The sequence below is a fragment of the Eubacterium callanderi genome, assembly GCF_900142645.1.
Classification (GTDB): domain Bacteria; phylum Bacillota; class Clostridia; order Eubacteriales; family Eubacteriaceae; genus Eubacterium; species Eubacterium callanderi.
In genome coordinates, this window is the sequence record NZ_FRBP01000003.1 from 113976 (window position 1) to 136447 (window position 22472).

The window sequence follows — 22472 nt, forward strand, 5'->3', positions numbered from 1 at the left end:
GGCAGTTCTTTTAACCGCATTTTCACCCCGCCAGCAGCAGTCCAAAAGTGCCGCTCTTCAACAAAATATAAAGCCCCAGCCCGATAAAGACAAGGGGGATCAGCATATCCTTATATTTTTCAAGAAACACCTTAATCAGGGGATACTGGCCTATTTTCATTCCCAGAAAACACCATACGCCAATCAAAACCACAAAAATCACGATAATTGTTATGATTTCTCCAGCCCCCAGATTCGTGAACAAGGGGATATAAACACTCACATTGTCTGCACCGTTTGCCAGAGTTAAAAAGTAAACGTACAAAATATCTGCCGGAAATATTTTCTCGAGAAACTGTCTTAGCCTTCCGGGTTCCCTTTGCGCTTTGTCTGTCTGCTGGCTTTGATCACGCCCTTTATTTCTGAGCTGCCGCACTGCGCCCAGCCCAAGCAAAATCGGAACCAAGCCGAACAGGCCGATATACGCGTGGGGCACAAAGGAAATGCTGTAGCCAAAGAAAAGGCTGAAAAAGGTCAGTGTCAAAACTGCCAGGTACTGGCCAAGGATAATTCTCCACTTATCCGCCGCTGTCTCTGCCCTTGAAAAAAGCAGGGTCAGGATTAAAATATCATCAATATTTGTCCCCGCAAAGGACAACAGCGCAGTCATAACAATGGGCATACTTTCCTCCCTAATCCATAATAACTTTTACTCCACTATTTTATCCTTTTTCATCTGTAAAAGAAAGAGTTAAATGGCATTATGTGACTTCAAAACGGTCTGTTTATGTTATAATCATATTATCTCAATCTGTCTATTCGACAAAAAGGAGGCGCATCTTGGCGATTATAGGTATTGATTTAGGGACGACAAACAGTCTTGTCACCGTGTGGAAAAATGGACAAAGTATATTGATTCCAAACACTTTCGGCCATTTTCTGACACCAAGCGTAGTCAGCATTGACCATGAAACCATTTATGTGGGCGAGATTGCAAAGGAACGCCTGATCACCCATCCAAAGGAAACGGCCGGTATTTTTAAACGTTTTATGGGCTCAGACAAAATCTATACCCTGGGAAAGCGGCGTTTCAGACCAGAAGAGCTCTCGGCCTTTATTCTTAAAAAGCTGAAGGAAGACGCAGAAGCTTTTTTAAAGGAGCCGGTGGCGGAAGCCGTCGTCAGTGTCCCCGCTTACTTTAACGACGCTCAGCGCTCTGCCACAAAGCGGGCTGGAGAGCTGGCTGGCCTGAAGGTGGAACGGCTGGTCAATGAGCCCTCGGCTGCCGCTCTTGCCTGCCAGCTAATGAATGCCGAGGAGGACGCAAATCTCCTTGTTTTTGATTTTGGCGGCGGTACCCTTGATGTGTCCCTTGTCGAGTGTTTTGACAATGTTATCAACGTTCTGGCTGTCAGCGGCGATAATCGTCTTGGGGGCAGCGATTTTGACCGGCTGCTGGCCCGTTATTTCTGCCAGGAAAAACGACTTGATTTTGAGGCGCTCAACGAAAATACCAAAGGGGTGCTCCTGCAGAGTGCGGAAAAATGCAAATTTGACCTCACTGACGCCGAAACGGCAAAGATGACGGTTTCTGCCGAGGAGCTTCACGACACACTTCCAATCAGCCGTGAGCAGTTTATTGAAATTGCCGCGCCGCTTTTCACGCGCCTTACAGAGCCCATAAAAAAAGTGCTCATTGACGGCAGTCTCTCCCTCGATGAAATTGACCAGGTCGTTCTGGTTGGCGGCTCCTGCAAGATGCCTGTGGTCAAGCTCTATGTGAATTATGTCCTCGGCAAGGAGGCGGACAGTATTGGCTCGCCAGATACCATTGTGGCTTTGGGTACCGGTGCTTATGCTGGTATCAAGGCGCGCCACCAGGATATTCGGGATATTCTCCTGACAGATATCTGTCCTTTTTCTCTCGGCGTTAATATTGTTAACCCTCTGGAGCACTCCAGAGATTTGATGTCTGTCCTTATTGAGCGCAACACGACGCTTCCTGCCAGCCGCACGGGTATCTACTGCACAGCCAGCGATTTCCAGTCAAAAATCGAACTTAAAGTCTACCAGGGCGAAGGGCGCTACGCAGATGAAAACAGCTTTCTCGGCAAGCTTGATCTGCCCGTGCCCAGAAAGCCAAAGGGCCAGGAGACCGTTGATGTCCGTTTCACCTATGATATCAACGGCATTTTGGTAGTGGAAGCCACTGCCCTCTCAACAAAAAACACCAAAAGCCTTCTGCTCATCAGCGATTCCAACACCATGGATAAACATGAAATCGAAAAAAAGGTTGCGGCGCTGCAGAAATATAAAATTCATCCAAAGGATAAAGATGAAAACAGACTTCTTCTCGCCAGAGGTGACCGGCTGTTTACTCAGACAGTGGGCGAACTCAGAAAAGCCGTGGAATTTGAGCTTTTCCTGTTTTCCCACGCTCTGGAAAGCCAGAAAACGCACGCAATATCAAAGGCCCGGGAGCGCTTTTCTTATTTTCTTGATCAGGTTAGCTGGGAGCTTGAAAATGGCGGCTTTGGGCCGTCACTCACAAACCCGGATGAAAACTGGTATCAGACATTCAAGACTGAGGATACAGGCGACAAGACAGGAATCCCTTCAGAAGAGGACTTGAAAAATCTGTTCCTGAACTGGCAGTTGAACCGAAAAAAGAGGGATGACTAAATGGATATCTGGAAGATACTTGATATCAACCCAACCCGGGATCTCAAAGCCATCAAAAAAGCCTATGCCCGTCTGTCAGTAAAATATCATCCTGAGGAGCACCCTGAGGAATTCAGGCAGCTCAACGACGCCTACAAGGCAGCGGTTAAATACGCAAAGGGCAGTCTTACAGCACAGACCATCCCCGGGCCGTCACCAGCATCGGTCTTTCCTGTCTCTGAAAATGAAAAAAATATTCCAAACCAGGCTCAGGAGAAAGACGAGCCTGATTTTGAACAGCTGATTGAGCAGGGTCAGAAAAAAGCTCAGGAGGCAAGCCGCCGTGAAATCGACGCAGGCCTTTCCTGTGTGAAAAATCTTTATCTGAAAACAAAAAAACAGCGGTTGAAAACGCTCAATTCATTTTTACAGTCCGATTTTTTTGCCGAATTTCACCAAGACCCTTATTTTATCAGTCAGTTTATCCATATTTTGAAAAGATGCCCCATCGACGCCACAGTAAACCATCTGATCAAAAGCGCTTACACATCCACCTTTTTTACTGCTGACAGCGAATTGCCCTGTCAGCCTCTATTCGACTTTTTGGATAAACGCATTAAGCGTGACAGCCAGACACGCTCTTTTATCACCTTTGGAATCGTCCTTATTGCACTCGGGGCAATGATGGTTTATCATTTCACCCAATCCGCCCGTGATGCTGAAAAATACAGCGCCGCAAACGTCGAAGCCTATCTGGAGGATTTATATCAGATTGATTTAACCGTGGATGAGCCCAAGAGCGTTAATCCTGAAAAGGACCCAACCCGAAGCCTTTATCCTGATGGCCGGCTGTATACGGTCAAAACGGCTGACCAGAGTCTTCAGGATGCCACTGGCTTTGAGGCGCTCTGGAAAAATAACAATCCTGAAATTGATCTTCTGTCCGATACCTATGCACGGGAAACCTCTGATTATTTCGCTGCCCAGTGCAGCATTGACCCCAAGGGACAGTGGGCCATGCTAGACACCAGCTTTACCAACCTGTGCCACCTTTATTACAGCCCTTCTGAAGGAAAGGAGGCTTTTGTTGAAAAATTCGAGCAGTATTATAACGCGGTTCAGACGAGCCACTACCTGAGCCAGACCGGGCAGATGACAGTCCGCATTCAGGCGTCTGGCAGCTTTAGCGCCTCATTGCCATTAACAGTGGACATCGTTAAAAACGTTCCTCTGGACAGAGACGCCTTTCAAGCCGATTTCTCAGCCTATTGGGATGAGGACGCCTCGAAAAATCAGCTGGCTTATCAGCTTCTTAATCCTTAAAATTAATCCACCCATTAAAGGAATATCGTTCAAGCCTTTTTTCTTTTTAACGTGTAAAATGAATTTCAGCAACCAAAAAAGGAGACTGAAAATGAACTTGGAAAATGAAAAAAGTGTCATGATTATTGATGAAGCGCTTCCCCTTGGCATCATCGCCAATACCGCCGCTATCCTGGGTATTACGCTCGGTAAAAAAAGGCCGGACATTGTGGGCTGTGATGTAACAGACCAAAATGGAAACGTGCACCTCGGCATTATCGCCTTCCCCATTCCTGTTTTGAAGGGAACTAAAGACAGCATCCGGGAAATCCGCCAAAGGCTCTACACATCCGATTTCAGCGATGTGACCGTTGTGGATTTTTCAGATTTAGCGCAGGGCTGTAATGATTACGAGGAATTTATTGACCTCATGGCAGGCGCGCCGGAGGCTGATCTTCAGTATATGGGCGTTGCCATCTGCGGCTCCAAAAAGAAAGTGAATAAGCTTACTGGCAGCATGCCGCTTTTAAGATAAATATAATGGCCCTATGGATGAGAAGCCTGTCCAAAGGGTCATTATTTGAAAGCTCACTTTTAAACCCGCATCAATAAAGCGGATCTTCAGTCATTTACCATTTTTTAATAATGGCGTTTACTGGGCAGTGGTGATAGCAGTTGCCGCACTCATCGCACCGGTTTCCGTTAATTTTATAGGGTTCACCTTCCTCAACGGCGTCAAAATAACAGAGTTCCGTGCATTTTCCACAGGAGATGCAGGCGTCTGTTATGGTCAGGCCGGGCTTTTCAAAGGACATGCCGCCATAGGCAAAACGCGCACGCTCCAGCTTATGATCCCGCTTTTCTTTTGCGTAATCAAAGTCATAGCGTTCTCCCCAGGCCCGATAGAGCACAAAAATGCGTGTCCTGGGATATTTTTGGATGTCATAGACCGCCACGTTAAAATCCCGGCTTCCCCTGGCCTTTTCCTCCACCTCATCCATTGTGAGCTCCCGCACGTCCCCGGTGATCCGCATGGTATAGCCCGGCACAAAGGAGGGCAGATTGTTTTCATCATGGCTCACCTGACTGCTGGGGTACATGCCACACACACTGACCTTGCCCGTCTGCTTCAGCTCTCTGTAAAACGGCTTAACGTCCATGGTTCGAAAGTACAGCCCGTCTTCATCAAAGGCGAAAAAATGGGCGATCCGCGATTCCACATAACCGTTCTCCGCCAGGGTTGAAAAAGTCACACAGCCAATCTGATCAAAATTTTCATATATTTCTTTTATCGTCATCATTTCTTTTCTCCATTTCTCTAAAACGTCCTGCAATATAAGCTGCGGTCTCCCTCATCAGGTCAAAACCAAACATCTCGGTATTGTCCTCTGACGCGTTGGAGACAGCGTTCACATCAATAATATAAAAATCCCTTTCTGTTTCAATAATATCAAGGCTGCCGAACTCAATGTCCAGAAGCGCCATTGCCCTTACGGCTGTCTGCCTGAGCTTTTCGGGGCAGTCTGCATAGTGGGCGTAGACAGAGCCCAGGTGATAGGCTGACAATCCATCCGATGTCACACTGCGCTTTAAAATGAGACGGCATTCTCCGCCAATCACCTCGACCCGTGTGATATAACCATAAACAGGACGGATGTATTCCTCCGCAATCATGCTGATCGCCGGCATCTCCGACAGAGTCTCTGCCATCGTTTCGGCCTCGCTGATGATGGCTGTGCAGTTGGTCCTTCCTCCGCAGTCTGGCTTGATGACGCAGGGATACCGGAGGCTTCCCAGGTCAATCTCATCGGGCAGAAACACGCCGTAGACCTCTGGAACCGCGATGCCCTTCTCCCTGAGAAGGGCTGTACTGAGGGCTTTGCTGGTTTCATAAAAATGCGCCCTGGGCGAATTGAGTATCGGAATACCTTTACGCTCTGCCTGCTTTATAACCCCCGGCATGCGCTCAAGCGATTTGTGATGCCCTCTGAACTGCGCGCTGGCAAATATCCGGCTGACAAGCAGATCACAGCCGTTAACCCGATCAAAGGCATGGTCCTCTTCAAGGCTGATGAGACAGGCCTCAATTCCAAAGGACTGGATTTCTTCAAGGAGCTTATAGCTTGACCATTCCTCTGACTCGTATAAAATCCCAACCATTTTCTATTCCTCCCTTCTCAGAAATGCAGCCAGCTTCTTTGTCTCAGGCGACTCAAGCAGCCCTGCCGGCCCATGCTCAACGATTTCTCCCTCGTCCATGAACACAAAATAGTCGGCAAACTTTTTGAGAAAGTCAATCTCATGCGTGACAAAAATACAGTCTTTTCCCAGATGCTTAAGCTCAGTGATGGCCTCCAGAACCTCGCCAGTCAGAATCGGGTCAAGGGCTGCTGTTGGTTCATCCAGAAACAGAAGCTCTGGCTCTGTGCACAGCGCTCTGGCAATGGACGCCCTCTGGGCCTGGCCACCGGACACATGGCGGGGCAGCTTATCAGCCTGCTCCGTGAGATGAAACTGGTCAAGGAGCCCGCTGGCCTTAAGCTCAGCCGCATCTGGGCTCACACGCTTAATCGTTTCAAGGATCAGCAGAATATTTTTCCTGAGGGTCAGATGGGGAAAAAGGCTGTGCTTTTGAAACACAACACCGATCTCCCGCTGGTATGCCTGAACGGTTTCCCGGTTAACCACTGTATCATTCACCTTGATGGTTCCCTCCTCTGGAAACTCGATCCCTGCCAGCTGGCGCAGCAGGGTTGATTTGCCGCAGCCCGAAGCGCCCATAATACCAACGGCCTTTTTATCTTCAATTAGAAGATTCAAATTTTTTAATACACAGGTGTCATACTTCTTTGTAACCTGTTGCAGCTCTATTCTCACTGTGAAAGCCTCCTTCCAATAACCTGAGCCAAAAGCGACAGCGGGATTGTCACAGCCAGATACGCGATCCACATTACCAGATAGCCCTCTACCGAAGCCCAGTTTTTGGCTGCGATCACGGTGATCACATAGGCGATTTCCGGAAAGGAAACGACCTTCAGCAGCGCAGAACCCTTAATGATCCCTGAGAGGTGATTGATGAACGCCGGCAGCAGAGGCTTTACCATCTGAGGCAGAATCACATAAAAATACTTCTGAAAACCTGTGAAATGGTAGAGCTGCATAACCACATACTGGTCCTCATCAATCACCTCCGCTGCGCTCTGGTAGGAGTTGGCCACATAGGGGGCTGTGTACAGGGTTAAGGCCGCAATGCCAAGTACAAACTTGTTGTTTATATGCACGGCCTCTCCCAGCACATAGACCGCCAGAAAAACCATAACTAAGAGCGGCGTTCCCATGATGATCTCTCTGAAAACAACCGCGATCCCTTTGATAAAAGGAATGCGGCTTTTCATCATCAGGTAAATAACAAATCCAAGCACAGCGCTCAGAACCAGGGTGATGGCGCTTACCAGCAGCGTATAGCCTACGCCGCTCAGAAGTAAAGGCCACTGGTCAAGAATCAGGTGGTACCGCGGGTGATCGGTGGTATGGCCCAGAACATAAAGGATCAAAAGAAAAAACAGAACGCCTGCCGCCAGGTATTGAAGCGGCCTGCTGTACTTTCTTACCATAATCCGCACGTCCTTCCTATTGCTTTGGCGGATAAATGATAAAATCAAGGCCAAGGCTGTCATCCTTCAAATAATTATGGATCGCCTCATCGTATTTATCGCCGGCTGTCTTGTAGAATCCGCCGTCCTCATACATGGTTTTTACAAAAGCGTTGGCCTGGTCCAGCAGCTCGGTATTGCCCTTTTTAACCGCCATTGCGGACTGGCTGTATTCTTTAATGCCCCAGTAAATTTCTGTGGTATCCGGATAAGCATCATGATTACCGATGATCGTGTTTGCTCCCACAAACACATCTGCGGTTCCGTTGTTTATCTCCATTAAACCGCTGGCCACATCTGTGATCTCCTCAACCGGGATACCATAGCTCTGGGGAACCGACACGGAGATCGTGCCTGCCAGCCCGACATATCTGGCGTCCTTAATGGCAAAGAAGTCCTCTGGCTTCATTTCATCTGTAACATTGTTCCGTACAGCAAAATCTTTGCCCACCAGCGCCAGAGTCCGCCCATACAGATAAGGCTCTGAAAAATCAACCACTTCTTTTCGCTCCTCATTGACTGTCATGTCACAGATGATAATGTCAGCTTCTCCTGTTTCCAGCGCTGGAATAAGCATGGAAAAATCTGTATTGATTATCTCGACCTCTCGTCCGAGGTAATCGCCAAAGGCTTTGGCGATATCCACCTCGATCCCTTTGGGATTGCCATTTTCATCCATCTCTGTAAAAGGCGGAAATTTCAGGTCCATGGCAACCTTAAGCGGAGCTTCTCCGCTCTGGGCGCTGCCTCCCTGGCCGGAACAGCCGGCCAAAATCAAAACCGCCATCAAAATACTCACAAACACACCTGTTATCTTTTTCATTGTCTTACTCCTTACTTTTTTTATTCTCTGAGCACGCTAGAGACGCTACAGCCTCAGCGTCACTCCCCCTGTCGTTTTTGAGCTCCAGGAGCACCTTCCCAATATCACCGTCGATACAGACAGACTGCTTCGCAATATCCTGTGGACATACTGCCTCTCCCAGATTGATACAAGCGAAAGCGGCCCTTGGATTTTCAGCAGTCATCTGCCAAAATGGATATTTAATGATCACCGGTGTCTTTCCGCCTACCCCGAGCTCCAAAAGCAAAAGCCTCGAGCTTTTATGTCGGCGGAAGAAATCCTCATATCGGCTGTGCGCCGCATACCAGCCCTCATCCTGGACAAAGTTATTGTCGCAGCGGAGATTCATTGTCATCGGCGCGCCGCATACCGGGCAATGCGGTAAAAATGCTGATGGAATCCGCCGGTCCTTCTGCGATGTGACCATTCTCCTGACTGCGGCCTCATTGTCCCATGTTTTATCACAGCAGGGCCTTGAACACTGCCACAGACCATAGTCCCCCTGCGTATAAAACAGCCTTTTCTTATCAAAGCCTGACAGCTGGAACTGATGGTCAACATTGGTCGTAAGCACAAAATAATCCTTATGTCCGACAAGCCCAAGGAGTATTTCATAGGGCTTGCGGTCATTCTCTTCGTAGCGGTTATGGTAGATATACCGGCTCCAGTAGCCCCAGTGCTCCTCCGGCGTGTCGTAGGGATAAAAGCCTGCCGAATACATATCCGGAAAATGGTAAGCCCTGATAAAATCCGGAAAAAGCCATTTAAAGCGATCACCAGAATAGGTCATGCCCGCGGAGGACGACAAGCCGGCCCCAGCGCCGATCAATACCGCCTCCGCTGTTTCAATGGCTTTTTTCAGCCAGCGGATCTTTCGGCCTATACCGTCTTCTTTTGTCATCATATTTTTAAAAGACAACCGGCTCACCTCGATTCGTGGTTCATGATTTTTTTCACACTTCTATCATAAAACAGCGCGTGCCAGCTGTGAAGAAGGCACAATATTGTGGGGTAGTTTCCAAATGGAAACTATTGGGATTTTACAGGCTTTTTACTTTAAACTTTCCTTAAGACTCTTCTTGAAAAGCGCCATTAAAAAAAGGCCTTTCATGATCCTCATCCAATCATGAAAGGCCTTTTGCCCAGAGTACCGTACATTCTCACAGCGTGTCAAAAATCCGGACAATTTCTTTTGCTACCACGTCCACAAGCTTAAACTGCTCAGGTGTTAAGTTTTTTGTCGAAACCACGCTGTCCTTCAGCGCTGTCTTTTTTTCCAGAAGCGTCTCCACATCGACCATTCCTGATACCGGACCGCTGTATTTTTCAATGGCGCGTCTGGCACAGCACAGGCTGCAGCCATCCACTGATATAGTTGGATGGTTCTGGGCAAAGGCCCGTTCCTGCTCGCCGCCTGCGATGAACAGGGGCAGGCACAGGGTGCTGACTTCTCCAGGCCTCAGCTCCTCCATCATCTTGCGGACTGCCAGCCGTGAAAGGGTTCCGCCCAGACATTCCTCACCACTGCACGCGATAATCCCAATATTCTGTTCGCCCATTGCCTACTCTCCTTCCAGCACTGCTTTTGCTTCTTCTGCCATAACTTCGGCCAGCTCATCAGCGAATTTCCAGCCGTCCTCTGTCAGACGGGTTCCGTTGCCATGTTCCTCGCCCCGGTGCGGTTTCATAAAATCAATCACACGGTGCTTATTACAGATGTTTCCTCCCGCGGCCTCCACACTTTTCTGCGCGCAGCATTTGGCACAGCCGTCGATGGTGATACAGGGCTGCCCTTCTATTTTCGCGACAATTTCATCATCGCCGGTGACAATGTGGGCCAGGCACAGGCTCTCGGTTGTCTCGGGCAGCAGCTCACCCGTCACCCTCAAGGCTGATTCACGGGCAATCAGCCCAAGCACCTTTCCAATACCGCTGCATGGAATAACCTTTACCTTAGATTTCAATTTCTTCCACCTTCCTCTTCATGATTTCATAATACGCCTCATCACGGATAAGCATTTCGGTGTCCTCCTCCCATTGCTCCAGCCTTATCTCCGCGATCCAGCCCGCTTCATAAGGGCTTTCGTTGACAAGCTCAGGGGCTTCCTCCAGGGCTGTATTGATGGCTGTAACCACACCGCTGACCGGTGAAACCAGCTCAAAAATTGATTTCCCGGATTCTACTGAGCCCACATCGTCAAACTGAGCAAGCTCCCGTCCAACCTCTGGAAAATCTACAAACAAAATATCGGACAGGTTCTGCTGGACAAAATCTGTTATACCTACACGGGCAATGCCATTTTTCACAAGAGCCCAGCAGTCATTCTCATTGAAGTAATAATCGCTCTCAGGGACTTTGAAAATAAATTTCCCCTTGGAAAAGGACCTGTAATGGATGGGATTTGGCATCTCAAAGACAGAGGCTTCACCCTCGTCGGGCTTTGTCTCAAAACCGTCGGCGAGGGCATTTACAAAGTCTTCAACGGATTCATCCATTTCCAGATAATCGATTAATGGAAAGCCCCTTTCCCTGGCGCTCTCACTCACATTGATCCGTTCAGATACCTTTAAATTTTTTTCGGCAGCCAGTTTGCTGGCACATTTCGTATTACAGCCGTCAATGACCAGCAGCGGCTTTTCAGCCAGTGCCTTCCTGTATTGTTTCTCTGCGGTGTGGTACAGCACCGGACAGATCATCTCATGATCGCCATTTTCCAAAAGCTTAAGGGCGACTTCGCGGGTCAGCGAGCCCACGAATTTATCCAGCCCGTTACAGGGAAGCACGCAAAAATCCTTCTTCATGATTTTTTATCCTCTCTCCGCATTGCTTTGATGGCCTGGGTTGTCGCTGCTTTATCTGGAAATGTGATGGCCTCCGGACCGCAGGTCTTTCCGCAGGCACGGCAAAAAACCACGCAGTTTACCGGATTTTTTACCACCAGCTGGTGCACGCTGCCCTCCTGCACTTCAAATACCCGGTGCGGACAGAAATCCACGCAGTCCATACAATCGCTGCATTTGCTGTAATCAATGCGGGGGAACCAGTCAATCCGGTTTCTTTCCACGCCCATAAATGTTGTGTCACTCATACTTAAACCTCCAGTCCCATAGCTTCAAGGGCTTTTTCAAGCTTTTCAAAAGCCTGCTCGTTTGTCATATCCCGGATATCCAGCATAACCGCATCCTTTTCAATATCCATCCCAGCCTCCCTAAAGGCATCCTTAAACATTTTTCGCTGCATATTCGGCGCACAGGCGCCAATTATAAGTTTTCGATGTGTTTTTAAAAAATCTGCCCAAAAACGGTCCCCATCCTCCTCACACAGCTGCGGATGAATGACGGCATACTCCACAGGCAGCTCCACACGCACCTGATTGATAAAATCCCATATATCCATCGCCTGAAATCCCGGACATTTTCCCGTACACACACACATTATAAAACCCGGCAATTCTCCATTCACATTAGCACCTCTTTATATAATTATTTAATTATATATTTATAATATTACGTTTTCAGGGGAAAGTCAAGGCATTTTATATCGGGAATTTGTCAATTCCTTTTTATTAATCCGCTAGGTCTCTTGTTTTTTAACCATACATCCTATATAATCATTATATAATAGATCAATTATATTATTATAGAAAAGAGGCTTAATATGGATATTGAAGCGTTATCCGTCAAAATATTAAAAGCGATGGGCCACCCCATCCGCTTAAAAATCGTTAAATTTTTACTGGACAAGCCCCACTGTGTCTGTGAGCTGAAAGAGAACCTTGAGTTCAGCCAGCCCAATCTTTCCCAACACCTGAAAATACTGAAGGAAGCTGGCATCATTGAGAGTGAAAAGGTTGGCGTCCAGACACACTACCATGTCGCTTTAAAAAGCGCCGCTGCCCTCATTGCTGCGGCAGAAGCCATGGGCCGGGAATATCTGAGCCAGTTTAAATAAATAAAAAACGCAGCGGGTACCTGTCACTGGGTATCCGCCGCGTTTTTTTAATTTACATTTTTTCATCCATTAAATCCCCGATATACACACCTGGCGTTTCAGCTCATCCGAATAAAACACACAGACTCTTTCCTGATAGAGTTGTGTGAGAGCTGGCTCTGTGAGGATATCCTCAGGCACTCCGCAGTGCAGTTTTCCCTGCCGGTCTAACAAGGCAACAAAACCACCGGTATAAAACACCTGGTCGGGATTGTGCGTTGTCATGATAATACCAAATCCATTTTCAGCCAATTTTTTGACAAGGCGCATGGTCTTAATCTGGTTGCCAAAGTCCAGATGGGCTGTCGGCTCATCCAGAAGGATAAAATCCGGCTCCTGCACAATGGCTCTGGCAATGGTTACAAGCTGTCTCTCTCCGCCGCTGATCTGTGTATAGGGCTTTTCAATAAGATGCTTTATGCCTACCATATCCAGCGCCCGCTCCACCTGCTCGTAGTCGGCGTCGCCCGGTGAACGCATTTTTCCCAGATAAGGGGTGCGCCCCATGACTACAAACTCTCTGACGGTGTACTCGTAGGTGGGAATATGAATTTGCGGCACATAGCCAATTCTCTGTGCCACTTTTTTGGGCGGCATTTTATCGACGGCTTCCCCGTTCAGCCGAATTTTTCCCTTCTGCGGTGTCATTAGATTTCCAATGCAGTTCAGCAATGTCGATTTTCCCGCTCCGTTTGGCCCTAAAACAGATAATATCTGACCTTTTTCAAGTTCGAAATTCACCTGATCAAAGATAACGCGGCTGTTTAAATATTTAAAACTAAGATTATTGACTTCCAGCTTCATGAGAGGTTCATCCTTTGCTTCTTAAGCAGATAAAAATAAAAGGGCGCGCCGATCAGTCCGGTTAAAATGCTCAGGGGCAGCTCGGCGCTTGTGAGTGTCCGGGCAATGGTATCCACCACCAGCAGAAAAATCCCGCCGACTACAAAAGAGACTGGCAGCAGTTTCATATTATCTGGCCCTACCAAAAGCCTGCCGAGATGCGGCACAACCAGCCCGACCCAGCCGATGGTCCCACAGATACAGACGGAGCAGGCTGTCAGCAGTGTCGCGCAGACAATCACGATCATCCGTGTTGTTTTGATGGTGATCCCAAGACTTTTGGCCTCTGTCTCTCCGAGGGACAGCACGTTAATCCGCCATCGCATTGCCATCAATACCACTGTGGAGATAAGCACCGCAGGGCAGATCATCAGAAGACTGTTTGGCAGTACCTTTGCAATGCTGCCCATCTGCCAGTAGGTAATCTCTGCCAGCTGCGTCTCGGGGTCAGCAATATACTTGATGATCCCCATAATGGAGTTCATAAGCCCTGTAACAATGATACCAGCCAGCACCAGCATCATATTGGAATTGTTTTTGATGACTCTGGGGATGGCGGTTGTGATCATGACTGCGATAATGCCCCCGATAAAAGCGCCAACCTGCACACCAAAGGTACCGACACTGAAAAGAATGGCAAGGGCCGCGCCAATACAGGCCCCAGAGGATACCCCCAGCAAATCCGGCGCCACCAGAGGATTTTGAAAAACGCCCTGATAAACCGCGCCAGATAAAGCCAGAGAGCCGCCAACCAGTACCGCTGCCGCTACACGCGGCAGACGAAGGGTCATGACCACGCTCTCTGTATTGGCGTCCCAGCTTCCCGAAACCGGAAAAACTCTGGATAAAAGCACTTTAACCACATCGGGAAAGGGTATCCAGTAACGCCCCAGGCACAAGGCCAGAATCCCGGCCAAAATCAAAACGAGGATCAGTCCAGCGAAAACAGCATCGTATTTCTGGTTGATTTTCTTTTTAAGTCCCGCTGTATCCATATTCTCTCCTCTTCAAGCTTTACTGGTTTGCTTTCACATTATAAATGGTGTCGATCTCTTCTTCGGCTAAATCGTGATTAAAAAACTTCTTGTAGAAATCTTTAATGTCGCTCCGGATATCATAATCCGAAAAGATTTCAGGCTGCTGGATGCTGCCCATCCACTTAAGCATCAGCGGTGTTTCCACACATGGGGCATCCCAGCGCAGAGTCCCTACCGGGGTTTTGTAAACACGGTGGTTTTTGACTGCGTCAATATTACTCCAGTCCTGGCCTTCAATTTTATTTTCATATAAATCCTCTGGCATGGTGTCGTCAAAATTTGAGAGGTAGATGATCTCAGGGTTCCATTCCATGATCTGCTCCATATTAACCTCTGCCCACTTTTTCTCTAAGCCGGCGGCAACATTGCGCCCACCTGTCAGTTCAAGGAGGTAGTTGTTAATATTTTTGGACCCTGCGACGCTCAGCTTTTTATTCTGCAGATAGAGAACGCTCTTTTGGTCTGCCGCGGCAACTTGATCTTTTTTGTTAATAAAGTATGTCTCGGTATCATTGTGGTAATCAATGAGCTCCTGGGTAAAATCCTCCTTGTTCAGAACCCTGCCCACCAGTGTTAAATCTTTTTTGAGGTTCTCAAGGTTTTCGGCGTAGTTCAGCATCACAGGGGTAATGCCAACAGCCTTCAGCTTTTCGGCCTCAGCCTCCTGGTCATTCCAGATAAATGCCACCTCTGGTGAAAGCTTCATAAGCTCTTCGATGTTAATGGAAAAATCCTGAGAGATTTCTCCTGTGGAAATATCCGCAAATTCCGGCGCCAGCTTAGTCATAAAGCTCTTTTTATACTGGGCCATCGCGCTGGGGTTAATGGACACAATCCGGTCGCTTCCCCCGTCAATCGTCCACACTGCCGATGCCCACGGAATCGGGGTAATGGCCACCTTGGTGATCTTTTCCGGCAGCTCTACCTGATTACCGCCCTCATCGGTTATGACATGCGCCTCCACTTTGTCTGCATTTTCTGCGGTATTTCCGCTGCTGGCGCAGCCTCCAAAAATCAAACTGACAGCCAGGCACAGGCCTGCTGCTTTTAACCATTTTTTTTTCATTTTAAACTCCTTTATTTTTAGATTACATAAAAAACTGTTTTAAATACTGGTGTCCTTTTCGGCCAATGATACAATAGTCCCGTTTCACATAACGGTTTCCGCTAAGTGCCGGAAAGGGTAAGGGAACCCTGAGCGCTGCACCTTCAGGAAGATACTGAAAATACAGCGGATCTGCGATGACATAATCCGTTTCTCTATCCAAAGGCCACCCAAAAGAACGAGCCTCAACTATGGTGCACTCAACAATAAATTCATTTCTCAGGGCCACACTTACCTGGCGGTTCAGTTCATGGCTGCCGATCATCACAGCGGTTCTTACCGGCTGCTCTGAAGGCGCCGGATCTTCGGTGCAGCCCTGAAACACAGCGTCCCCGGTTATGCTTTCCAGGTATTGATAAGCTGTCCGGACGCCGCTTACGCTGACAGGCATCTGATAAAACCACGGCGTACCATACTGCTTTTCCATCCATTTTGCCAGATCAAGGCCTGCTTCTGAGATAACCCAGTTGGCCTTTGCTTTTGGCGCGTCTCTAAAGTCCGCGAGCGTTCCGCCTCCCAGCCAGTAAACAGCATAGCCCAATCGCTCCAGATCGTGCGCAATCGTCTCAAATTGCCGCTGGTTTCCAAAAAGAAAGGGCGTATATCCCACAAGATTAATGCGCTTTTCGGTGTATTCACAGCGCCGCATCTCCTGTCTTGAAACGGTAGACAGTGCTTGCCGGGTGCCGTCAAGGGCATCTTGAAACCCGTCGGTCTGTATGAATATTTTTTCCTTCAGCACTGGGAAAGAACTGTCATCAATACCTGTCATGGCAGTCAGCGGCGTGCCGACAATGAACGCCGAGCGCCTTTTTTCTTCCTGCATGACAGCCCCGATGCCCTTCTCAATGCTCTCAGCCGCACCCAATGTTATCTGAAGGTCATTCATCTTTGAATACCAGAAGGGCTTCCCGCTGAAACTGTCAATGGATCTGGGGCAGGAGGCACAGCCTGAGCCTGTTACCAGGCAGGTACAGAGGGCGCGGTCCTTTTCAAAAGCCGTCATCGCACCGCTGTAATCTGCTGCCAGAGGCGGCGGTGGACAAAGGCACGCATCCTTTCCAACCCAGTGGTTTTCCCGAGCCGTCTCAAAGCCCCGAAGTATTTCTTCAAGCCGCTCCACAGGCTTCCTCTTCCGTTTTTCCATGGGGCCTCGCCTGAAAACAGCGACCGGCACATTATGAGGGTTATCTGCCTCCGACATCATGGCCTCAAAATCGGTCTGTGTGAGCAGGTCTGGACAGGAGACATAAAGCACCACCCCTTTTGTCCCACTGGTCATGACAAGCTCCTCAATCATCCTACGAACCCTGGGTACATAACTGCCAAGTGTGTACTCCAGCCTGGAAACAGGACAGAGCCTCAGACGGCTGAGCGCTTCCTTCTCCATCGCTCTGAAATAAAGAATTCGGAGACAGGCCGGCGGCCCCACTGCCAGAACACGCACACCCTCGGTCTGGAAAAGAAGTCTGGACAGCGCTTCATCTCCCATGCCTGGCTGCGCCTTCTCAACAGCTGCTGCGCCCATGACGGTCCTCCTTCTCAAGCTGATAGAGTGTCTCACCCAGGTTATCCATATCCGCGTCGGAAAGCGGCTTCGGCCATAGCTTCCCTTTCTGGCTGGCTATGGCTTTGGCCAATGCCATAAAGCTTTTTTGAAGCACCTCACCCTCTCGCTGTTCAAAAACAGTTGTCCTCCGATAGTCCGCAAGGCGAAGCGTGTCACTTTGGCAGACAGAAGCCGTAATCGGGCTGCCTGTCTTGCTGCCAAAGCACTCAACAACCTGGTGATCCGTACCGGGACGTGCCCGGTTGTGGATCAGTCCTCCAAACAACGGCTGTGTCCCGGCAGAGTACCGGACAATGCTCTTCATGATATTGTTGGCGGCGTAAAGCGACATCAGCTCAGAGGAGGTGACAATATATACCTGATCCACACACTTTTTTCTCATAGGCATTGAAAACCCACCGCAGACCACATCGCCCAGCACATCATAGGTGATTAAGTCCCAGCCCGCTTCAAATATCCCAAGCTTTTCCAATGTCTCCAGAGTAGTGGCGATCCCCATTCCTGCGCAGCCAATACCTGCCTCCGGCCCTCCGGCCTCTACACACGCCACACCTGTCTCACTCGTAAACAGAATATCCTGAGTTGTCACCTGTTCCCCTTTTTCATTCAGCCTTTGAATGACTGTGGGAATCCGCTTTTTCATCAGACACCGCGTTGAATCAGCTTTGGGGTCACAGCCTATGTGCAGCACCCTTTTTCCCATTTTGGCGAAGGCGGCGGATACATTGGCCGCAATGGTCGACTTTCCAATGCCGCCCTTTCCATAAAACGCAATTCTTTTACTGCTTTTTTCCATAATTTCTCCCATTAAAAAAACTCTTCTGACCGATTCATCAGAAGAGTTCCTCAACACAAGCAACACCCTCTCCCAATGATCCGTTAGGTTAGGTATAAACAAGAAATGTTGAAGTATCCTGACTTGGGTTCATTGCCAGCTGTAACAACTTCCCAGAGACTGCTCTCCAGTGTTGATAAAACTTACAGCGGCTCCCCCTTACAGTGGCGGCACCGTACCGGATTCTCACCGGTTTTCATGCAACAAGTCTTCTATGTAATTTTGCTATATTATATCACGATATCTGATAATTCACAACCACTGCAATTAACTCAATTTTTGATTGCCAGCTATCGTATTTTTTGATAGTATAATTAAAACAGAGGAAAGGAATCGTATCAATATGATCTCCATGCAGAACATGAAATACATCGTCGAGATCGCAAAGCACCACTCGATCTCGTCTGCCGCCAAGTCGCTTTTTGTCTCACAGTCAACGCTCTCCACCGCAGTGCGTGAGGTCGAGCAGCAGCTCGGCATCTCAATTTTTAAACGAAACAACCGTGGCATTGAGGTCACCTTTGAGGGACAGGACTTCTTAAACCACGCCAAGGATATTGTTGAGCAAAGCGAGTACCTTGAAAGGCGGTACAAGCATCGGAAAACACTGCCTATGCGCTTTTCCGTTTCCACCCAGCGCCTTCCCTTCTCGGTCATGTCCTTTATACAGATTGTCGAGGATCTTGAGCTCAGGCATTATGACATTGCCATCCGCGAGTGCCCGACCCATGAGGTCATACACGATGTGGCGTCCAGGCGCAGTGAGCTCGGCATCCTGTGTATCAACGAGCATTATCTCAATACCATGCAAAAGCTCCTTGATTCCAGCAATCTGGGCTTTTATGAGCTGGGACAGCTCACCACCTATGTTTTCCTGCGGAAAAAACACCCTCTGAGCGGCAATACCTCCCTGACGCTGGATATGCTCAGGGAATACCCTTTTGTAACTTACGACCAGGGGGAGGACAGCATGATGCATTTCTCTGAGGAGATCCTGTTCAATGAAATCTGGGATAAAAATATCCATGTGATTGACCGCTGCTCCAAAATTGCCCTGGTTCGCGGCACAAACTGTTTCAGTATCGGACCGGACCTGACCAACAGCGACGCTGACCGTATGCATTCCAACATGAGCGAAGTAAGGGCTATCCGTCTTTTGGATAATGACCAGCGGCTCCACGCCGGATATATTCTCAGAAACGAGCACGGCTTAAGCGCGATCGGCGAAAAATACATAAAAGTCCTGACTGAAAAAATAAAAGCCTTTGAGAAATGGGACTGAAAAAGCAAAATAAAAAGCCGTATCTCTGTGGATACGGCTTTTGCAATCTTCTGCCAGGCGATTTTTTATGAAACCCGGCGGGCAATAACGGCTAAGCGGCCGTCATTGAGTCCGACATTAAAGATACAGGTGGACAGCGTGAGGATCTCGTCACCCGGCTGTACACTCACATTGCTTGCGACAATGCTCTGATTCTTTATATTTTGGTAATAGTTCAGAAAGCTCTCATCGTCGGCAAATTCCAACTGTCTGTAATCATAATCCTGCTCAACCACCAGCACGGCAAAAATTTCCCAAACGCCATCACCGCCCAGCTCTGGCGGTCTTCTGTACACAATTTTATTGTGCTCTGTGATAAAATTGGGGTCTTTATAGTAATAAAGCAGATCGTCAAACATGACGTGCACACCGCTGCGCATGGTGCTGTGCCCATAAATCAGAGAGTTCTGGCTTTTAGGCTGCCATTTATAATTCATATCTAAAAAGGGCACGCCCCTTTCATCCGACTCTCCGTTAAATGAGGTGTACAGATATTTGTCATTATCGGTTGTCTGTACCACAGGGGTATCAATATTTGTCCCTTCAATACTCAGCCAGCCAACGGTTTCGGGGTTCACCTCACGCAGCGCCGCCCAGTCGATGCTGTTATCTTCGCGGTTTGTAACCTGCATTTTAAGAATCGGCGTATTGTTGGGAAAAAACTCCTTATAAAGCATCCATCCTGCCGCCCCCAAAAGGGACAGGATGATCAGAATAATGACGATGTCTCCAACAATGCGCACTGCGCTTCTTTTTTTCTTTACTTTCTTTTTTGTCATATTTATGCTCTATAGCCTTCGGGCCTTGCGCACCCATATTTTGTCATCCATAGTTTTAAAACCCAAAGGCTTTCCACCTCCTTTTATGGTTATTCATTATATCAAATCTTTCTAAATTGATAAAGACTTAAATGATAACAAAAAGGATTTTATGCTTGTCTTAAAAAAGAATAAAGCTAAAATGCCTCAAATCAAACACGGGCTTATACGCCGATGCGCTTCTGCCCAGTGAAACAGACCCCGGTCCGCAGTGTTCCCTGCATCGGGCGCTGCAGAAATGGCAGAGCGCGTCTGGATTGTCCAGCTCCGTGGCCTTCTTCTGTTGTCTTTGTCAGGAAAAAGAGCCAGGGAGTGCTACTTGACACGACAGGTTTTATACGATTACTGACAAATGCATTGACACCAGATTAAGAGTATGATAAAGTTTTTATAGTTATACGACTGACGGAAGTGGAATAAACCACATGAAGTATAATAATCAAGAGCCGACCGTCTGGGCAAAAGAGTCCGGATCTGTCGGCTCTTTTTATATGACATGGAGGATGAAAAAAATGAAAGAACTGGAATTAAAGTATGGCTGCAATCCCAATCAGAAGCCTGCCCGAATTTTTATGAAGGATGGTGAGCTTCCCCTTCAGGTGCTAAACGGAAAGCCCGGCTTCATCAACCTGCTGGATGCCTTTAACAGCTGGCAGCTCGTCAGGGAATTAAAGGAAGCCACAGGCCTGCCGAGCGCCACAAGCTTTAAACACGTCAGCCCTGCCGGCGCCGCTGTGTATGTTCCCCTGACCGACATTGAAAAGAAAATGTACTTTGTCGAGGACACGGAGCTCACACCTGCCGCCACAGCCTATATCCGGGCAAGAGGCAGTGACCGTATGTCAAGCTACGGCGACTTTATCGCCCTGAGCGACGAATGTGACGCGGCCTGCGCCCGCTATATTTCGATGGAAGTCAGCGATGGTATCATCGCCCCTTCATTCTCAGAAGAGGCTTTAGCGCTGTTATCCGAAAAGAAAAAAGGAAATTATGTTATTCTCCAGATCGATGCCGATTATGAGCCCGCTCCACTGGAATATAAGGATGTTTTTGGCATAACCTTTGAACAGGCCAGAAACAACCAGGCCATCACCGAGGACCTGTTTCAGAACATTCCAACCAAGAACCAGACGCTCAGCGCTTCGGACCGCGTCAATCTCCTGATTGCACTGGTCACTCTAAAATACACTCAGTCAAATTCCGTCTGCTATGTCAAGGATGGACAGGCCATCGGCATCGGCGCCGGGCAGCAGTCCCGTGTCCACTGCACCCGCCTGGCAGGTAACAAAGCAGATAACTGGGCGCTGCGTTACCACGAAAAAGTGCTGAACCTGCCTTTTAAGGAAAATATGCAGCGGGCTAACCGGGACAATGCTATTGATGTCTATATATCAGACGACGCTGAGGACATTTTGGCTGATGATGTATGGCCAGAGTTTTTCACAAGCAAACCTGAGCCCTTATCTCGGGAGGAAAAGAAAGCCTGGCTGTCCCAGATAAGCGGTGTCGCGCTTGGAAGTGATGCCTTTTTCCCCTTTGGCGACAACATTGAACGCGCGCACAAAAGCGGTGTCACCTGTATCGCCCAGTCCGGTGGCTCGATCAGAGACGACCTTGTCATTGAAGCCTGTGATAAATACAATATCGCCATGGCCATGACCGGAGTCCGCTTATTCCACCATTAAACTTTAAAGCTGAGCAGCGAGACCTTTTCGGGGCTCGCCGCTCAGCTTTTTATGGTTTTTGACTGAGAACAGCATTAGGCATTCTGCACCATCACAAACGCTCAAACATCCTCTCCAAACTCATCTGCACTTTGTCATCCAACAATTCCTTAAGGCTTCTCTTTTGTTGAATTTCAATCATTGACACTTATTCAATCACTATGCTATCATATATGTGAGGTGATGAAATGCGAGTATCAAAGGACCCGGATATCCGAAAACAAGAAATTTTAGATGTTGCCATGCGTGTTTTTGCAGAAAAAGGCTATGAGACCACAACGATGAAGGATATTGCCAAAGAGGCCGGTGTTGTAGCCGGTTTGTGTTATCACTATTTTCAAAACAAGCATGTGCTGTACCAGGAAGCCCTCACGCAGTACGCTAGGGCGTGCAGCAAGCCCTTTGTAGATATTTTTAAACAGACCGAGCTATCGTTAGCCAAGTGTATCAAAATATTGGAAACAACATCCGAAAACGAAGCAGAAAACTATAAATACCGTGACTTTTTCGATAAAGACGGAAATGAACTCTTCCATGCCCAGCTGGAAGTATATATGTCAAAAGAAATTTTTCCACATCTTGAAACCTATATTAAAAGCCTGATGGCGCGCGGAGAAATCGAAAAAAGGGATGCACACATGCTATCGCGCTTTATATGGGGCGGACAGATGGCCGTCACGAACAATGCCGCTGGCTCTGTTAAAGAAAAAAATTTTTTTATACGGCAGATGCTTACCTTAATTTTAAAATAACACCACAATTAACCCCGCCTTTACGGGCGGGGTTAAA

General features: G+C 48.2%; 25 protein-coding genes and 2 riboswitches. Of the genes, 7 read left to right on the forward strand and 18 right to left on the reverse strand.

Going from position 1 to position 22472, the window contains the following annotated elements; translation table 11 throughout:
- Positions 1-22: 22 nt before the first annotated feature.
- Positions 23-661: a cadmium resistance transporter gene (locus tag BUC22_RS04415; RefSeq protein ID WP_013380045.1), complete on the reverse strand. Its 639-nt coding sequence runs from the start codon at positions 659-661 to the stop codon at positions 23-25.
- 158 nt (positions 662-819) lie between these two features.
- Here BUC22_RS04415 and BUC22_RS04420 point away from each other — a divergent pair, with 158 nt between their 5' ends.
- From BUC22_RS04420 to BUC22_RS04430, 3 genes are all read left to right on the forward strand, one after another.
- Positions 820-2661, forward strand: a complete 1842-nt coding sequence (locus tag BUC22_RS04420) for a molecular chaperone HscC (RefSeq protein ID WP_073382412.1) — start codon at positions 820-822, stop codon at positions 2659-2661.
- Entirely contained in the window at positions 2662-3963 is a 1302-nt protein-coding gene (locus BUC22_RS04425; RefSeq protein WP_013380043.1) for a J domain-containing protein, read from the forward strand.
- A gap of 91 nt (positions 3964-4054) precedes the next feature.
- Positions 4055-4477, forward strand: coding sequence for a DUF2000 domain-containing protein (locus tag BUC22_RS04430; protein ID WP_013380042.1), 423 nt, complete (start codon positions 4055-4057; stop codon positions 4475-4477).
- 94 nt (positions 4478-4571) lie between these two features.
- On the opposite strand, the gene BUC22_RS04435 is transcribed toward BUC22_RS04430, so the two are convergent.
- The 11 genes from BUC22_RS04435 to BUC22_RS04485 form a co-directional block, all read right to left on the reverse strand.
- Complete coding sequence (locus tag BUC22_RS04435; protein WP_013380041.1) at positions 4572-5243, reverse strand: 4Fe-4S binding protein; 672 nt, start codon at positions 5241-5243, stop codon at positions 4572-4574.
- Positions 5218-6102, reverse strand: coding sequence for an ATP-grasp domain-containing protein (locus BUC22_RS04440; RefSeq protein ID WP_013380040.1), 885 nt, complete (start codon positions 6100-6102; stop codon positions 5218-5220). The genes BUC22_RS04435 and BUC22_RS04440 overlap by 26 nt, the downstream gene beginning before the upstream one ends.
- Positions 6103-6105: 3 nt before the next feature.
- Entirely contained in the window at positions 6106-6819 is a 714-nt protein-coding gene (locus BUC22_RS04445) for an amino acid ABC transporter ATP-binding protein (RefSeq protein WP_013380039.1), read from the reverse strand.
- The gene (locus BUC22_RS04450) at positions 6816-7556 is read right to left on the reverse strand and encodes an amino acid ABC transporter permease (protein ID WP_013380038.1); all 741 of its coding nucleotides are present in this window, start codon (positions 7554-7556) and stop codon (positions 6816-6818) included. The genes BUC22_RS04445 and BUC22_RS04450 overlap by 4 nt, the downstream gene beginning before the upstream one ends.
- A gap of 16 nt (positions 7557-7572) precedes the next feature.
- Positions 7573-8418, reverse strand: a complete 846-nt coding sequence (locus BUC22_RS04455) for a transporter substrate-binding domain-containing protein (protein WP_013380037.1) — start codon at positions 8416-8418, stop codon at positions 7573-7575.
- A gap of 4 nt (positions 8419-8422) precedes the next feature.
- Positions 8423-9358, reverse strand: coding sequence for an SIR2 family NAD-dependent protein deacylase (locus BUC22_RS04460; protein WP_013380036.1), 936 nt, complete (start codon positions 9356-9358; stop codon positions 8423-8425).
- Positions 9359-9599: 241 nt separating this feature from the next.
- The gene (locus BUC22_RS04465; protein WP_013380034.1) at positions 9600-9998 is read right to left on the reverse strand and encodes a putative zinc-binding protein; all 399 of its coding nucleotides are present in this window, start codon (positions 9996-9998) and stop codon (positions 9600-9602) included.
- Between the two features lie 3 nt (positions 9999-10001).
- Complete coding sequence (locus tag BUC22_RS04470) at positions 10002-10403, reverse strand: putative zinc-binding protein (RefSeq protein WP_013380033.1); 402 nt, start codon at positions 10401-10403, stop codon at positions 10002-10004.
- Positions 10393-11241 (reverse strand): glycine cleavage system protein GcvH, encoded by an 849-nt coding sequence (gene gcvH / locus BUC22_RS04475; protein ID WP_013380032.1) that lies wholly within the window; start codon positions 11239-11241, stop codon positions 10393-10395. Before gcvH ends, BUC22_RS04470 begins: the two co-directional genes overlap by 11 nt.
- On the reverse strand, positions 11238-11528 hold the full coding sequence (locus BUC22_RS04480; RefSeq protein ID WP_013380031.1) for a 4Fe-4S dicluster domain-containing protein: 291 nt from the start codon (positions 11526-11528) through the stop codon (positions 11238-11240). Before BUC22_RS04480 ends, gcvH begins: the two co-directional genes overlap by 4 nt.
- A gap of 2 nt (positions 11529-11530) precedes the next feature.
- On the reverse strand, positions 11531-11902 hold the full coding sequence (locus tag BUC22_RS04485) for a hypothetical protein (RefSeq protein ID WP_337926962.1): 372 nt from the start codon (positions 11900-11902) through the stop codon (positions 11531-11533).
- A 195-nt stretch (positions 11903-12097) separates the two neighbouring features.
- On the opposite strand from BUC22_RS04485, the gene BUC22_RS04490 reads away from it, so the two are divergent.
- Positions 12098-12391 carry an ArsR/SmtB family transcription factor gene (locus BUC22_RS04490; protein ID WP_013380029.1) on the forward strand — a complete coding sequence of 98 codons (294 nt, stop codon included), beginning with the start codon at positions 12098-12100 and terminating at the stop codon, positions 12389-12391.
- Positions 12392-12460: 69 nt separating this feature from the next.
- Here BUC22_RS04490 and BUC22_RS04495 read toward each other — a convergent pair whose 3' ends face one another.
- Genes BUC22_RS04495 through BUC22_RS04515 form a run of 5 tightly spaced genes read right to left on the reverse strand, consistent with a single transcriptional unit; the run spans position 12461 to position 17781 of the window.
- A complete protein-coding gene (locus BUC22_RS04495) occupies positions 12461-13234 on the reverse strand; it encodes an ABC transporter ATP-binding protein (RefSeq protein WP_013380028.1) in 774 nt (257 codons plus the stop codon).
- Positions 13231-14268, reverse strand: coding sequence for a FecCD family ABC transporter permease (locus BUC22_RS04500; protein WP_013380027.1), 1038 nt, complete (start codon positions 14266-14268; stop codon positions 13231-13233). The genes BUC22_RS04495 and BUC22_RS04500 overlap by 4 nt, the downstream gene beginning before the upstream one ends.
- Before the next feature lie 19 nt (positions 14269-14287).
- Positions 14288-15376 (reverse strand): ABC transporter substrate-binding protein, encoded by a 1089-nt coding sequence (locus tag BUC22_RS04505; protein ID WP_013380026.1) that lies wholly within the window; start codon positions 15374-15376, stop codon positions 14288-14290.
- Positions 15377-15398: 22 nt separating this feature from the next.
- Positions 15399-16943: a nitrogenase component 1 gene (locus BUC22_RS04510; protein WP_013380025.1), complete on the reverse strand. Its 1545-nt coding sequence runs from the start codon at positions 16941-16943 to the stop codon at positions 15399-15401.
- Positions 16924-17781, reverse strand: a complete 858-nt coding sequence (locus BUC22_RS04515) for a nucleotide-binding protein (RefSeq protein WP_123876046.1) — start codon at positions 17779-17781, stop codon at positions 16924-16926. Before BUC22_RS04515 ends, BUC22_RS04510 begins: the two co-directional genes overlap by 20 nt.
- 93 nt (positions 17782-17874) lie before the next feature.
- Positions 17875-18040: riboswitch (cobalamin riboswitch) on the reverse strand.
- A gap of 123 nt (positions 18041-18163) precedes the next feature.
- Between BUC22_RS04515 and BUC22_RS04520 the strand changes: the two genes are divergently transcribed.
- Complete coding sequence (locus BUC22_RS04520; protein WP_013380023.1) at positions 18164-19102, forward strand: LysR family transcriptional regulator; 939 nt, start codon at positions 18164-18166, stop codon at positions 19100-19102.
- A gap of 65 nt (positions 19103-19167) precedes the next feature.
- Here the strand turns inward: BUC22_RS04520 and BUC22_RS04525 are convergent, their stop codons facing one another.
- Complete coding sequence (locus BUC22_RS04525; protein ID WP_013380022.1) at positions 19168-19920, reverse strand: class B sortase; 753 nt, start codon at positions 19918-19920, stop codon at positions 19168-19170.
- A gap of 427 nt (positions 19921-20347) precedes the next feature.
- Positions 20348-20426: riboswitch (ZMP/ZTP riboswitch) on the forward strand.
- Between the two features lie 45 nt (positions 20427-20471).
- Here BUC22_RS04525 and BUC22_RS04530 point away from each other — a divergent pair.
- Positions 20472-21644 (forward strand): phosphoribosylaminoimidazolecarboxamide formyltransferase, encoded by a 1173-nt coding sequence (locus BUC22_RS04530; protein WP_041690164.1) that lies wholly within the window; start codon positions 20472-20474, stop codon positions 21642-21644.
- A gap of 227 nt (positions 21645-21871) precedes the next feature.
- Complete coding sequence (locus BUC22_RS04535; RefSeq protein WP_013380020.1) at positions 21872-22435, forward strand: TetR/AcrR family transcriptional regulator; 564 nt, start codon at positions 21872-21874, stop codon at positions 22433-22435.
- The last annotated feature ends 37 nt before the right edge of the window (positions 22436-22472 follow it).